Raw genomic sequence first — 14,464 nt, forward strand, 5'->3', positions numbered from 1 at the left:
ATTAACTATCCCAAATTGCCAAGATTTTCCTAATTCATTGGCATCAATTTGGCCGGGAGCCGACGTTTTTCCTGCTGCACCAAAGGTAACAGCCGAGCCGAAAGTCGAACCGGCCAAGCGGCTGACGGCTCCGGTTTTACCCATGGACATAGTAATAATCGGGCAGTTTATACTTTGTGAAACATCATATGTTGCATGCAATAAAGTCAATACATCGTGCGGTGATTGCGGCATCGCGGCAATTTTGCAGATATCCGCGCCCCACTCGGCCATTGTTTTCAGACGGCCTGTAATGTCTGCCAAAGACGGCGTGGATTGGAAATCGTGATTACAAAGCAAGGCGGCAGTTTGATACTCATGCGCCAAAGCAATGGTTTGTTTTACGCCGCCTTCCTCAGCAAAAAGCTCGATGTCGATAATATCGGCTTGTTTGGAACGGATGATTTTTTCCAATAATTCAAAATAATAGTCGTCAGAACAAGGCGTATTACCGCCCTCTTGCGCCCTTCTAAACGTAAACAGTAAGGGCTTATCAGGAAAAGCCTGTCGGACAATGCCTAATTGCTCGGCAATAAAATCGGCATCAAGCGCTTCTTGGAAAAAATCTGCACGAAATTCAATAATGTCAAAAGCCGTATCTTTCAAAATACGCAAAGCCTGCTCCAATTCCTGCGTATTGGCGGCCACCAGCGGCACGGCAATTTTAGGCAGGCCTTTTCCGATCTCGATATTTTTGATGATGACAGGTTTCATATTGTTCCTTTATCTTATCTAATACTTTAAGCAGTATTAGCTTGAGGAAGAATAGTTCGTAAAAAATTTTTAGATTGTGTTGAATTATAAACGCCCTCCCATCGTACCGGTAGTTTTTAGGGCATTCTCCAAAATCCAGCCCTGTGTAGTAATACCAGTTCTGTTATTAATAAACATTGCATAGTCGTAATTTTTATAATTTTTATAAACAACAACATGATCCCCTTTAATAATAAAGGTTTCTTTTAATTTACAAGAAGAATGCGGGGCAGAATGAAAATATAGCCTACCTGGTTTGATAACAGTTTTACCAAGAACTGGAGCGTAAATTGCCCCCTTGGCTTCTGCTATTTTATTAAGTGAGTTGCAATTATTCTGTTCTGCTTGAGCAAATTGTGTTGCCATTAATATAAAAATATAAAAATAGTTTTTCATAATAATACCCTTATAAAGTTTTTTATTAAATATTTTAAATTTCTTATTTATTTTAGTTTAAATCTGATATTTTCTTAAGAGAGGAAAATCACAGTACTATATAGAATAAGATTTAAAAAAGGTTGTCTGAAAATATTTTCAGACAACCTTAACTAAAATAACTTAATCACAACTTTTACTAGAAATAATTTTTTGGTATTGCTTCCGAATACTTCTTCCATCATTAATGATGTCATTGATGACACAACGATTGCTGGTACAACTAATGTCGTATTTTAAGTTGTTTTTCAGTGAACCATCAGAAAAGGTAACTTGAACAAGATTACCAGATAAAGGGGTAATTTTCAGCTTACTGATTTTACTATCTCCATTACAAAAACCTTGATCGTAGTGCTCTGCCATATCGCAAGTATCGCCAGTTCTTCTTTCGATACCATCAATAATGCGGTAAGCCTGTTTTATGATATTTTTAAACTCAGGCGCAGCATATTTAGAATATGTTTCCCCATTAGCATAGCCTTGCTTATCAGTCTTATAGAGTTTTTTAACTAAATTGATTTTAGCAGCATCACTTCCGTCAGCAAATGAAAGCGATGGTACCATTAGTGTTGTTGCAAACAACAAGACCAAATATTTTTTCATAAACGTTCTCCTACAATTAAATAGATAGTTTGACTGCATTCATTACAATAGCGGATAGAATGCAAATGGGATTATATCCTTTTCAAAAACTAACGCAAAGTATTATCTGAATTAACCGGAATCCCTAGTTGAAATTAACACAATAAGGTAAAAGGTCGTCTGAAAATTTTTTAGATATCCTTTTTGTCTCATCGCTCAGTGCAGATGCTCATAAATGGTTTCCGCTAATGCTTTACTGATGCCTTCCACTTTTTCCAAGTCCTCGCGGCTGGCCGCAATCACGCCGCGCAGACCGCCGAATCGGGTAAGCAATGCTTGACGGCGTTTGCTGCCGATACCGGGGATTTCGCTGAGTGAGGAAGTAACGCGTGCTTTGTCGCGTTTTTTGCGGTGGCCTGTAATGGCAAAGCGGTGCGATTCATCGCGTACGGTTTGCAATAAATGCAAGGCCGGGCTGTTTGGCGGCAGGCGGAAGACTTCGTCGGTAAAAGGCAGAATGAGTTCTTCCATGCCGGCTTTGCGCTCGGGGCCTTTGGCGATACCGACCAAAGGAATGTGCAGCCCGAGCTCTTCCCATACCGATACGGCTACGCCGATTTGCCCTTTGCCGCCGTCAATCAACACGACATCCGGCCATTTGACACTTTCGCCGTTGGCTTCGGCTTCCTGCATTTTGCCGTAACGGCGCGTCAACACTTCGCGCATGGCGGCGTAGTCGTCGCCGGGTTTGGCGGTCGTGATGTTGTAGCGGCGGTATTGCGAAGGCTGGATGTTTTGCTCATCATACACAACGCAGGACGCAATAGTGGCCTCGCCTTGCGTGTGGCTGATATCGAAACATTCAAGGCGATTAAGGCCGTCTGAATCCATGCCGAGGATTTTGGCCAGTTCATCAATACGGTGTTGCTGGCTGCTTTGTTGCAGGCGGCGTTGTGCAATCGCCATTTGTGCGTTTTGCTCTGCCATTTTCAACCAGACTTTGCGTTCGCCTATGGTTTTGGTGACAAACTGCATCTGCTTGCCGTGTTCGCCTTCCAAAGCCTCTTTCAGCGCATCGGGAACGGGAAAGTTGCTGATGATGATGTCGGGTTTGCTTTTGCCTAGATAGTGTTGGGCGACAAAGGCTTCGGCGTAATCTTGTCCGTTTGGCTCGGGATCGTTTTTGGTGTCGGGGAAAAAGCTTTTATCGCCGACATGCCGTCCGCCGCGGATGCTGACCCAGTGTACGCAGACTAGGCCGTCTGAAACCGCCAGAGCGAGCAAATCGATATCGTTTGGATTGTTCGGATTTTTGCTGTCGATAAACTGATTACTCTGCATGATGCCGAGTGCTTGAATTTGATCGCGGTAACGGGCTGCTTCCTCAAATTGCAGATTGGCGGCGGCGGTTTGCATTTTGTGTTGCAAGGTGCGCGTCAGTTCGTCGGTTTTGCCATTGAGGAAAGTCGCGGCTTCACGTACGCTGTCGCGGTAATCTTCTTCGCTGATGTGGCCGACACAAGGCGCGGTACAGCGTTTGATTTGGTAAAGCAGACAAGGACGGTCGCGATGCTCGAATACGCTGTCTTCGCAGGTACGCAGCATAAAGACTTTTTGCAACACTTGAATGCTGTCGCGCACGGCGTTGCTGTTCGGATACGGGCCGAAATATTGATTAGGCTTTTTCAGTGTACCACGGTAATACGCCATTTGCGGATATTGATGGCCGCTGAGCATCAAATAAGGATAGCTTTTGTCATCGCGGAAAAGAATATTGTATTTCGGCGACAAGGCTTTGATGAAATTGTTTTCGAGAATCAGCGCTTCGGCTTCGGAACGCGTGATGGTGGTTTCAATATGATGAACCTGTTTTACCATCAATGCGATGCGCGGCGAATGGTCGTTTTTTTGGAAATAGCTGGAAACGCGCCGCTTGAGATTGACCGCTTTGCCGACATACAAAACATTATTGTCTTCGTCAAAAAAACGGTACACGCCCGGCAGATTGGGCAGATTTTTCAGAAAAAGAGGTAAATCGAATGGTTCGGTTGCGCTCACGGGATTTTCTTTTGGAATAAGTAGGCCGTCTGAAAACTTTTCAGACGGCCTTTTTCATTGAAGTTTAAGATTCTTGAGACGGAGTATCTTCAGCTTCTACCACTTGGTTTTCAGCTGCATCGCTTTCTAAAGCAGCTTCATCTTCAGCCTCTTCAGCCACTCGTTCCAAGCTGACCAAGGTTTCGCCTTCATCCAGATTAATCAGGCGGACACCTGCGGCAGCACGGCCGGTCTCGCGGATTTGCTCAACTTTGGTACGAATCAGGACGCCGCCGCTGGTAATCAGCATCAGGTCGTCGGTTTCGCTGACCAAAGTCGCGGCAACCAAATCGCCGTTGCGCTCGCCGGTATTGATGGCGATATTGCCTTGGCCGCCTTTGTTTTTACGGCTGTAATCGGCAATCGGAGTGCGTTTGCCATAGCCGTTGGCGGTAGCAGTCAATACTTGCAAATCGCTTTGCTCGGCTTCAGGGGCGAAGGTAATCAGGCTGACAATCTTGCCATCGGCCGGCAGGCGCATACCGCGCAAACCGCCGCTGCCGCGACCGGACGGACGGACACCGTGTTTGCCGCTTGGCAATGCGTTTTCGGCATTTTCATCATCCAGGCCGTCTGAATCTTCGTTTTCGATTTCAATATCGGCATCTTCTGCTTCATCGTTACCGGATTTTTCCCAATATTCGTTAAAGCGGATGGCTTTGCCCAAGTTGGAGAACAACATAATGTCGTCCGCACCGCCGGTTTGCGCTGCGCCGACCAAGTAATCACCTTCTTTAAGCGCAATGGCTTTGATGCCTTGGCTGCGAACGTTTTTAAATGCAGACAGCTGGACTTTTTTCACCATGCCTTGTGCGGTGGCAAAGAAGACGTATTGGTCTTCCGGAAACTCGCGGACGGCCAAGATGGCGCTGACTTTTTCGCCTTCTTCCAATTGGATAACATTGTTAATCGGACGACCGCGGCTGTTGCGGCCGCCTTCCGGCAGTTTGTACACTTTAATCCAATGGCACTTGCCCAAATTGGTGAAGCACATCAAATAATCATGCGTATTGGCAACAAATAGGGTTTCGATAAAGTCTTCGTCTTTGGTTGCCGCTGCCTGTTTGCCGCGACCGCCGCGACGTTGCGCCTGATAATCAGTAGTCGGCTGGGTTTTGATGTAGCCGCCATGAGTCAGGGTAACGACCATTTCGCGTTGCGGAATCAGGTCTTCATCGGCAATATCACCGCCAAACGGATTGATTTCGCTGCGACGCTCATCGCCGAAGTTAGCTTTAATGTCTGCCAATTCTTCGCGGATGATTTGGGTAACGCGTTCAGGTTTGGAAAGAATATCTACGAAATCAATGATTTTGCTCATCAGGTTTTTATATTCGCCGACAATTTCTTCCTGATCGAGGCTGGTCAGGTTACGCAAGCTCATGCGCAGGATGGCATCGGCTTGCAATTCGCTCAGATAATAGCCTTGGCTGTGCAGACCCAAATTCTCTGGCAAACCTTCAGGACGCATCATGTGCAAGTCTAAATCCGTGCGGCTGAGCATGTCTTCAACCAAGCTGCTGCGCCATGGACGGGACAGCAATTTTTCTTTGGCTTCCGGCGCATTAGCAGATTCTTTAATCAGACGGATGATTTCGTCGATGTTGGACAAGGCCACCGCCTTACCTTCGGCAATATGGCCTTCATGACGCGCTTTTTTCAGGCGGAATAAAGTACGGCGGGTAACAACTTCGCGACGGTGGCGCAGGAATTCAGACAGGATTTGTTTCAGGTTCAGCAAACGCGGCTGGCCGTCAACCAAGGCCACCATGTTGATACCGAAGCTGTCTTGCAGCTGGGTCAGTTTGTAAAGTTGGTTCAAAACGACTTCGGCATTTTCATTGCGTTTCAATTCGATCACGACACGCATACCAGATTTGTCGGACTCGTCGCGCAGGTCGGATACGCCTTCCAGCGTTTTTTCGCGTACCAACTCGCCGATTTTCTCAACCAGCTTGGCTTTGTTTACTTGATATGGGATTTCATCGATAACAATGGCTTCGCGTTCACCGTTTTTACCGATAGGCTCGATATGGGTTTTACCGCGCATCACTACACGGCCACGGCCGGTTTTATAGCCTTCGCGAACGCCACTTAAGCCGTAAATAGTTGCGCCGGTTGGGAAATCGGGCGCTTGGATAATGTTGATCAGCTCATCGATTTCAGTTTCAGGCTCATCCAACAAGCACAGGCAGGCATTGATGGTATCACCCAAATTGTGCGGAGGGATATTGGTTGCCATACCGACGGCAATACCGGACGAACCGTTTACCAACAGCGCAGGGAAACGGGTCGGCAACACCAGCGGCTCATGTTCGCTGCCGTCATAGTTGGGACCGAAATTGACGGTTTCTTCTTCAATATCCGCCAGCATTTCATGGGAAATTTTTTCCATGCGGATTTCGGTATAACGCATGGCTGCTGCGGCCAAGCCGTCAACGGAACCAAAGTTGCCCTGACCGTCAATCAGCACATAACGCATGGAGAAGTCTTGCGCCATACGGACGATGGTGTCGTAAACGGCTGTATCGCCGTGAGGGTGGTATTTACCAATAACGTCGCCGACGATACGCGCCGATTTTTTATAGGCGGAATTCCAGTTGTTTTTCAACTCGTGCATCGCGTACAACACGCGGCGGTGTACCGGCTTGAGACCGTCGCGGACATCCGGCAGGGCTCGTCCCACAATCACGCTCATGGCGTAATCGAGGTAGCTCTTGCGCATTTCGTCTTCAAGGCTGACAGGCAGGGTTTCAAGTGCAAATTTATGGTCGTTGCGGATGGTTGCGTCGGTCATGATTATCTGTAATTTCGTATGGCAAAAATCTTGTTGATTCTACCACAAAACAAGTAGTTTATGGCTTTTGCGTGAAGGCCGTCTGAAACAGGATTTCAGACGGCCTTCATTATTTAATAAATTCAATTTAATTGCAGCCAGAATCTTCGTTCGCAGCCTGCAGACTCAACTCTTTACGCTTTTTAGCCCTTTCATAACGGCAGCGTTGGCGCTGTGTATTGATTTCCAAAGGCGGCACAGGAACCGGCTTACCGTCTTCAACGGCAACCATGGTGAAGTAGCAGCTGTTGGTATGACGCACTTCGCCGGTGTGGATGTTTTGCGCCTCAACCCGAATACCGACTTCCATAGAAGTGCGGCCGGTGTAGTTGATACTGGCGTAAAAGGTTACCAACTCACCAACATGAATAGGCTCTTTAAACAATACTTTATCAACAGACAGAGTAACGCAATAGGTTCCGCTGTAACGGCAGGCGCAGGAATATGCCACTTGGTCGAGCAGGCGCAGAAGATCGCCGCCGTGAACATTGCCGCTGAAGTTTGCCGTATAAGGCATCATCAGCTCGGACATGATCAGTTCATGGGAAGGTAGTTGGCGTTCCGGTTTCATCGTTTATTCTCCTTTTGATATTTATTTTAAAATTGTCTGAAAACTTCAGACTGCACGTGTGTAAAATTATTCTACCGTTTTTAATCGTTGAATTTCAACCCATTGCCTTCCTGTTTACAGCCATTTTCTACGTGAGAAGAAAATCAGCAGTCCGATAATAATACACAGCATCACACCCAAAACCATGAAATAGCCGTAATGCCAATGCAGCTCAGGCATATTGTCGAAGTTCATGCCGTAGATGCCGGTGATGACAGTCAGCGGCATAAAGATGATGGTAATAACCGTCAACACGCGCATTTGCTGGTTCATGCGGTTGGACTGGAAGGAAAGGTAGATGTCCATCATGCTCAACACCATATCACGCGAGGCATCAAGCGATTCGATAAGCTGCATATTGTGATCGTACACATCGCGCAGATAAACAGTCGATTCGCCTTTGAAAATGGCAAAATCGCCGCGTACGGCCAGTTGGTAGAACACATCGCGCAATGGCAAAAGTGTACGGCGCAGACGGACGGCATCACGCTTGAGGCGGTGGATCTTACTGAGAATATCGCTGTTTTCATTTTTAAACAGGGACTTGTCTATTGTTTCGACACGGTTGTTGTACGACTCCAAAACAATGAAATAGTCGTCCACAATACGGTCGAGCAGGCAATAAGCAAGAAACGCCGTATTTTTGTTCAAAATATTGTGCGGATTTTCGTGCATCTGCCGGCGGAGATGGCTGAACAAGCCCAACGGTTTTTGTTGGAAAGACAACACAAAATCTTTGCCGATAATCACATACACTTGGTCAGAATGGAGCTTGCCCGTGGAGGTATAGTGGTAAACCTGTGCGGCAGTAAAAACATAGCTGCCGTAGTCTTCGATTTTCGGACGCTGTTTGCGGCTGAGAATATCTTCAATCACCAGCTCATGGATGCCGTAAGGCTCAAGCGCGTGTTTGAGCAAGGCAGCATCATTGATGCCGACAAAATGCAGCCAGTCGATTTGACCTTCTTGCGGGCGGGCAATATCGGGCAAGTTTTTTCCGGCAAGATAATCATGCTGAGCAAAGGTATCGGCGGAATACAAGGTTTGATGGATAGCAGAACGCGGCGCATTGTCGGTATTGCTGCGCTGTATGGTTTGGTCTGGCAGATTGTCGGTTATTTCAACTGGATTGGCTGGTTTGCTCATAAAAATAAATCATGTTTTTTTAGTTAGAATGAATTGTACAGACAGAAAAGGCCGTCTGAAAACTAATTTTCAGACGGCCTGACAATATCGATCAACGCTTTATTAGGCTTGGGGCGCGGTTTTCTCCAACTCCAATGCAGCGGCAAGCAAGGACAGGCGCGCCATTACGCCGTAAACGTAGAGGCGGTTGTGTTCGTTGTCGACGTCGCAGTCTTTTTCAGAGCGTGGCATGCCGAGCGAGTCCCATTGTTCAAATACGCGTTTGCACGCTTCAGGCGCTTCTTGGGAGTTGTCGCCGCTGCCGGTGGGGATGCTGTTGGACAGAGGGACGAATACCATGCCGCCGGCATTAAGGTTTTCGTCTGCGCCGCGCCCTTCGTGTACACGGAAGAAACCGCCGATAACGAAACGGTCCATCATATACACAACGGGTTCGCACACGGCGCCGTTCATGGTTTCGTAGGTATAAATACCTTCTTGGACAATGACTTCGCTAACTTCCAAACCCTCTTTGACTTTCGCCATTTTATTGCGGTTTTTACGGTTCAATCCACGCACTTCATCTGCAGATTTAACACTCATCACGCCCATGCCGTAAGTACCTGCATCAGCTTTCACAATAACGAAAGGCTGGTCGGTAATACCCAATTCATCGTATTTGGCTTGAATTTTCGCCAATACACGCTCTACCGCGCCTGCCAACGCATCCTCACCTTCACGCTCTTGGAAATCCAAACCGCTGATTTTTTCAAAATAAGGATTGATTTGCCATTCGTCGATGTCAATCAACTTGGCAAAGTCGGCAGCAACTTGGTTGTACGCGCCGAAGTGTTCGGTTTTACGGCGAGTCGTCCAGCCGCCGTGCAATGGAGGCAATACGGTTTGACTGATGTCTTTAAGGATTTCAGGAACACCCGCAGACAAGTCGTTATTCAACAAAACAACGCAAGGTGAGAAGCCGTCGGCAAGATGTACACGCTCACGGGTACGCAATAAAGGCTCAAGCAAAATTTTGTCGCCCAATGCGGTTTCAAACTCGGTTGGCTCGGTCACTTCAGGATTCAAGCTGCCCAAGCGCACTTCGTATCCTGCCGAACGCAAAATCTCGCTGAGGGCGTAAACGTTTTGCAGATAGAATGTGTTGCGCGTGTGGTTTTCAGGAATAATCAATACGGATTTTGCCGTTTCACATGCGCGCTGTACCGCATCTTGCGCGGCAACCGCCGCCAGCGGGATAAAGTTGGGATTCAAATTATTGAAGCCACCCGGAAACAGGTTCATATCGATAGATGAAATTTTGTAACCGGCATTACGGATGTCAACCGAACCATAAAATGGTGGACGGTGTTCGTTCCAATGCGAACGGAACCATGCTTCGATTTTGGCATGATTGGCAAGGACTTTTTTCTCAAATTCCCGTAATTGAGTCAGATGCTCAGGAGCCATTACCGGTAATTTCATTCTCTATACCTCTTGGTAAGTGTGGATGTTGAGTGAGAATGATAGAACTTTTTAGTGCATTTCGACAAGCATTCTTTCAGATAAGATGAATCTTTTTGTCAACAATTCTACAATTTGTCTAATTTTTGACAAGTGTTTTTGAAACTTTGCAACAAATTTTAAAAATTGGACAAATTTCTATTGCGCAGCCCCTATAAAAAGCCTAAAATCGGCCCATAAACGCAAACCATCATTCATACCTACCAATAGCAAAGAATACTCATCATGAGCGCACAAACCCTTTACGATAAACTTTGGAACAGCCACGTCGTCCGCGAAGAAGAAGACGGCACTGTCCTGCTTTACATCGACCGCCACCTGGTTCACGAAGTAACCAGCCCGCAAGCATTTGAAGGCTTGAAAATGGCCGGCCGCAAACTCTGGCGTATCGACAGCGTAGTCTCCACTGCCGACCACAATACCCCGACAGGCGACTGGGACAAAGGCATCCAAGACCCGATTTCCAAACTGCAAGTCGATACTTTGGACAAAAACATTAAAGAGTTTGGCGCACTCGCCTACTTCCCGTTCATGGATAAAGGTCAAGGCATTGTGCACGTTATGGGCCCGGAGCAAGGTGCTACCCTACCCGGCATGACCGTTGTCTGCGGCGACTCTCACACTTCTACCCACGGCGCATTCGGCGCATTAGCGCACGGTATCGGCACTTCCGAAGTCGAGCACACCATGGCAACCCAATGTATTACCGCAAAAAATCCAAATCCATGCTGATTTCCGTTGAAGGCCGTCTGAAACCCGGTGTTACCGCTAAAGACGTGGCACTTTATATCATCGGCCAAATCGGTACGGCCGGCGGTACAGGCTACGCCATCGAGTTTGGCGGCGAAGCCATCCGCAGCCTTTCTATGGAAGGCCGCATGACCTTGTGCAATATGGCGATTGAAGCCGGTGCGCGTTCAGGTATGGTTGCCGTCGACCAAACCACCATCGACTATGTAAAAGGCAAACCTTTCGCACCTAAAGGTGAAGCATGGGACAAAGCCGTCGAATACTGGCGCACGCTGGTGTCTGACGAAGGTGCCGTATTTGATAAAGAATACCACTTCAAAGCCGAAGACATCGAGCCTCAAGTAACTTGGGGCACCTCGCCTGAAATGGTTTTAGACATCAGCGGCAAAGTACCTAATCCTGCTGAAGAAACCGATCCGGTCAAACGCAGCGGCATGGAACGCGCCCTTGAATACATGGGCTTGGAAGCCGGTACGCCATTAAACGAAATCCCTGTCGATATCGTCTTTATCGGTTCTTGCACCAACAGCCGTATTGAAGACTTGCGCGAAGCCGCCGCTATCGCCAAAGGCCGCAAAAAAGCGGACAATGTACAACGCGTGTTGATTGTTCCAGGCTCCGGTTTGGTTAAAGAGCAGGCAGAAAAAGAAGGCTTGCACGAAGTATTTATCGAAGCCGGTTTTGAATGGCGCGAACCGGGCTGCTCTATGTGCCTCGCCATGAATGCCGACCGCCTGACCCCGGGACAACGTTGTGCCTCCACCTCCAACCGTAACTTTGAAGGCCGTCAAGGCAACGGCGGACGCACCCACCTCGTCAGCCCTGCCATGGCAGCCGCAGCCGCAGTGACCGGCCACTTTACCGACATCCGCACTATGGCTTAAAGTATTTTCAGACGGCCTTTATTGATCAGGTCGTCTGAAACAATACCTTGCTCAAGTAAGTTTTCCTATTGCGCAAAACGTCTGAAAACCTTCTTAATCATTGATAACTTGAAAGGAATCTAGTATGAAAAAACTGTTTGCATTAGCTGCCGCAGCCCTCATCCTGTCAGCTTGTTCCAGCACTTGGTCCGGCGCAAAAGACGATACCAACCGCAATTGGGACAAAACCAAAGAAACTGCAGAACGTGTAGCCGACAAAACCAAAGAAACCGCTGAACGCGTAGCCGATAAAACTGAAGAAGCCGTTAAAAAAGGCGGCAATGCAGTAGGCCGCGGCATGAGCCATGTTGGAGAAAAAATCGAAGCCGCTACCGAATAATTCGGTAAATCAGGCCGTCTGAAGCTCCTGACTCCGTTTCAGACGGCCTGATACCTTATTACTTGTTCAGACATTTTCACAATTCCAAGCAAAGGAAGAAACAATGAGTAATCCGTCAAGCTGGTTTGGTATTCACGCTCATGATTTGGATCGCGCCAAAGCCTTTTACGAATCCGTATTCGGCAAGCCCCTACAAGACGTTGGCGGCAACGGATTCCGTTTCATCATTTTTCCAGCCGATTACACGCAACACGGTACGGCAGGCATGATTTGGCACGACAGCAATGCCCAGCCCGGCCACGGCGGTACAACCATTTTCTTTAATTGCCCGGATTGCGCCGAAACAGCAGAAAAAGCCGTTGCAGCAGGCGGCAAACTGTTACAAGAGAAATTCCGCATTGCCAACGGCTTTGCAGCATTTATCGAAGACACAGAAGGCAACCGAATCGGTTTGCACAGCACACGCTAACCCGAATAGCCATAAAATTTCCCATTATTACTATAAGAATCTGACATGAAAGCCTTTACCAAAATCACCGCCATCGTCGCTCCGCTCGACCGCAGCAACGTCGATACCGACGCCATCATCCCCAAACAATTTTTAAAATCCATCAAACGAAGCGGCTTCGGTCCTAATGCCTTTGACGAATGGCGTTACCTCGACCACGGCGAACCAGGCATGGACAACAGCAAACGCCCGCTGAACCCCGATTTCTCGCTGAACCAGCCACGTTACCAAGGCGCGCAAATCCTGTTGACGCGCAAAAACTTCGGCTGCGGCTCCTCGCGCGAACACGCCCCTTGGGCATTGGACGACTACGGTTTCCGCGCCGTCATCGCCCCCAGCTTTGCCGACATCTTCTTCAACAACTGCTACAAAAACGGTCTCCTGCCCATCGTGTTGACCGAAGAACAAGTTGATCAGCTTTTCAAAGAAGTCGAAGCTAACGAAGGCTATCAACTCTCCATCGACCTTGCCGAGCAAACCCTGACCACGCCGAGCGGTGAAACGTTCAAGTTCGACATTACCGAACACCGCAAACACTGCCTCTTAAACGGTTTGGACGAAATCGGCTTAACCCTGCAACATGCCGATGAAATCCGCGATTTCGAAGAAAAACGCCGTCAAAGCCAGCCTTGGCTGTTTAACGGTTGATAAACGATCAGGTCGTCTGAAAAATTTAAGTGTTTCAGACGGCCTTTACTGAATGTTTTGGGATAGACCATGAGATCATTCGACGAATTAATCCAAACCCAAGACCCTGCGTGGCCATTGATTCAAGAGTGGCTTACAAAAGCGGTAAACAGCGTTGAAGTTCTGCCACGTACGCTTGAAAAGGCAAAGGAAGAACTTGTCAAAACCCAAGTAACGATACGTTCGTTTATGGGTGCTGTCGTTTATGAAACCGGCGGTATCCTTATCGATGACGGCTGGTTACGGATACTTGGTTCTGGCAGCGCGAAGCTACCTCGTGGTTTGGGAAGTTGGAATCTAAGCCGTACACAATCCGAGTCAGCAGGCCCTGCTCCCTATTATCTGTTTGCCGATGATGTTGCTGGAGGCTATTTTGCGATTAATGGCGGAGGATTGAATGGCAAAGTAGGTAATGTTTTCTACCTACCACCGGATACACTGGAATGGGAAGATTGCGGTAAAGGTTATGGCGACTTCTTAAATTGGGCATTGACCGGCGATTTACAGTTGTTTTACGAAAACCTGCGTTGGGAAAATTGGCGCGAAGAAATCCATGATTTGAATGGCGACAGCGTATACACGTTCTTTCCGTTTTTATGGACTGAAGAAGGCAGCGATATAAACCAAGTCAGCCGCAAGCGTATTCCTATCGCTGAACATTATGCTTCCACTTTGAATCTGCAAAACACAACTCCATAAAAAGCCCTTTCAGACGGCCTTGTTGTCATAATCCCAATAAAGCGTCTTTAAAACGTATTCTTCACATCCTGAAGTTTAATTTCTACCTAACCACACCATGATTACCGACACCATAAGCAATGCCACCCGCTACGCTGCCTTGCATCCCGACTTTGCCGAGGCCTTCCATCTGTTGCAGACTTTGGATTTTGCCAAGCTGCCGGACGGCCAAGTGCCGTGCGAGAATCCCAATATCCGTATTTTTATCGGCAGCGAGCCGATGAGGACTAAAGGCGAAGCCCAACCTGAAGCGCACTTAAAACATATTGATATTCAAACGCCGATTGATGGTAACGAAATATATGGCTGGATAGATAGAGGCCGTCTGAAAAACGGTTTAGGCTACAACGAAAAGCGCGATATCGAGTTTTTCGACTGCGAGCCGGAAACCTGGTTAACCTTGAAGCCCGGCGAATTTGCGCTATTTTTCCCGAATGATGCGCATGCCCCATTGGTCGGCGACAGGGCGAACATACGCAAAGTCGTTTTTAAAATCCGTGTTGAAACCGAACGTCTATAA

The 14,464-nt window shown here is 47.7% G+C and carries 13 protein-coding genes and 1 pseudogene; 6 read left to right on the forward strand and 8 right to left on the reverse strand.

Annotated elements, in window-relative coordinates:
* The 8 genes from aroD to gshA all read right to left on the reverse strand — a co-directional run.
* A partial coding sequence (gene aroD / locus TW89_RS03010) for a type I 3-dehydroquinate dehydratase (protein ID WP_128580509.1) occupies window positions 1-753 on the reverse strand: 753 nt, incomplete at its 3' end.
* Window positions 754-837: 84 nt separating this feature from the next.
* On the reverse strand, window positions 838-1,188 hold the full coding sequence (locus TW89_RS03015) for a hypothetical protein (protein WP_128580510.1): 351 nt from the start codon (window positions 1,186-1,188) through the stop codon (window positions 838-840).
* Window positions 1,189-1,350: 162 nt separating this feature from the next.
* Window positions 1,351-1,830 carry a hypothetical protein gene (locus TW89_RS03020; RefSeq protein WP_128580511.1) on the reverse strand — a complete coding sequence of 160 codons (480 nt, stop codon included), beginning with the start codon at window positions 1,828-1,830 and terminating at the stop codon, window positions 1,351-1,353.
* A gap of 195 nt (window positions 1,831-2,025) precedes the next feature.
* Window positions 2,026-3,867: an excinuclease ABC subunit UvrC gene (uvrC, locus tag TW89_RS03025; RefSeq protein ID WP_128580512.1), complete on the reverse strand. Its 1,842-nt coding sequence runs from the start codon at window positions 3,865-3,867 to the stop codon at window positions 2,026-2,028.
* Window positions 3,868-3,931: 64 nt separating this feature from the next.
* Window positions 3,932-6,703 (reverse strand): DNA gyrase subunit A, encoded by a 2,772-nt coding sequence (gene gyrA / locus TW89_RS03030; RefSeq protein ID WP_128580513.1) that lies wholly within the window; start codon window positions 6,701-6,703, stop codon window positions 3,932-3,934.
* Between the two features lie 127 nt (window positions 6,704-6,830).
* Window positions 6,831-7,313, reverse strand: a complete 483-nt coding sequence (locus TW89_RS03035; protein WP_003686444.1) for an acyl-CoA thioesterase — start codon at window positions 7,311-7,313, stop codon at window positions 6,831-6,833.
* 114 nt (window positions 7,314-7,427) lie between these two features.
* Window positions 7,428-8,498 (reverse strand): magnesium/cobalt transporter CorA, encoded by a 1,071-nt coding sequence (gene corA, locus TW89_RS03040; protein WP_128580514.1) that lies wholly within the window; start codon window positions 8,496-8,498, stop codon window positions 7,428-7,430.
* A gap of 102 nt (window positions 8,499-8,600) precedes the next feature.
* A complete protein-coding gene (gene gshA, locus TW89_RS03045) occupies window positions 8,601-9,959 on the reverse strand; it encodes a glutamate--cysteine ligase (protein WP_128580515.1) in 1,359 nt (452 codons plus the stop codon).
* A 264-nt stretch (window positions 9,960-10,223) separates the two neighbouring features.
* On the opposite strand from gshA, the pseudogene leuC reads away from it, so the two are divergent.
* From leuC to TW89_RS03075, 6 genes and pseudogenes are all read left to right on the forward strand, one after another.
* A pseudogene (gene leuC, locus TW89_RS03050) lies at window positions 10,224-11,632 on the forward strand (3-isopropylmalate dehydratase large subunit).
* A 124-nt stretch (window positions 11,633-11,756) separates the two neighbouring features.
* A complete protein-coding gene (locus tag TW89_RS03055) occupies window positions 11,757-12,011 on the forward strand; it encodes a hypothetical protein (protein ID WP_049331004.1) in 255 nt (84 codons plus the stop codon).
* 103 nt (window positions 12,012-12,114) lie between these two features.
* Complete coding sequence (locus tag TW89_RS03060; protein WP_049331002.1) at window positions 12,115-12,480, forward strand: VOC family protein; 366 nt, start codon at window positions 12,115-12,117, stop codon at window positions 12,478-12,480.
* Window positions 12,481-12,525: 45 nt separating this feature from the next.
* Window positions 12,526-13,167, forward strand: a complete 642-nt coding sequence (gene leuD / locus TW89_RS03065) for a 3-isopropylmalate dehydratase small subunit (protein ID WP_003742170.1) — start codon at window positions 12,526-12,528, stop codon at window positions 13,165-13,167.
* 69 nt (window positions 13,168-13,236) lie between these two features.
* Entirely contained in the window at window positions 13,237-13,905 is a 669-nt protein-coding gene (locus tag TW89_RS03070) for a DUF2625 domain-containing protein (RefSeq protein WP_128580516.1), read from the forward strand.
* Between the two features lie 97 nt (window positions 13,906-14,002).
* Window positions 14,003-14,464 (forward strand): YhcH/YjgK/YiaL family protein, encoded by a 462-nt coding sequence (locus tag TW89_RS03075; RefSeq protein WP_128580517.1) that lies wholly within the window; start codon window positions 14,003-14,005, stop codon window positions 14,462-14,464.

The organism is Neisseria flavescens, from assembly GCF_001618065.1.
Taxonomy (GTDB): Bacteria; Pseudomonadota; Gammaproteobacteria; order Burkholderiales; family Neisseriaceae; genus Neisseria; species Neisseria flavescens_A.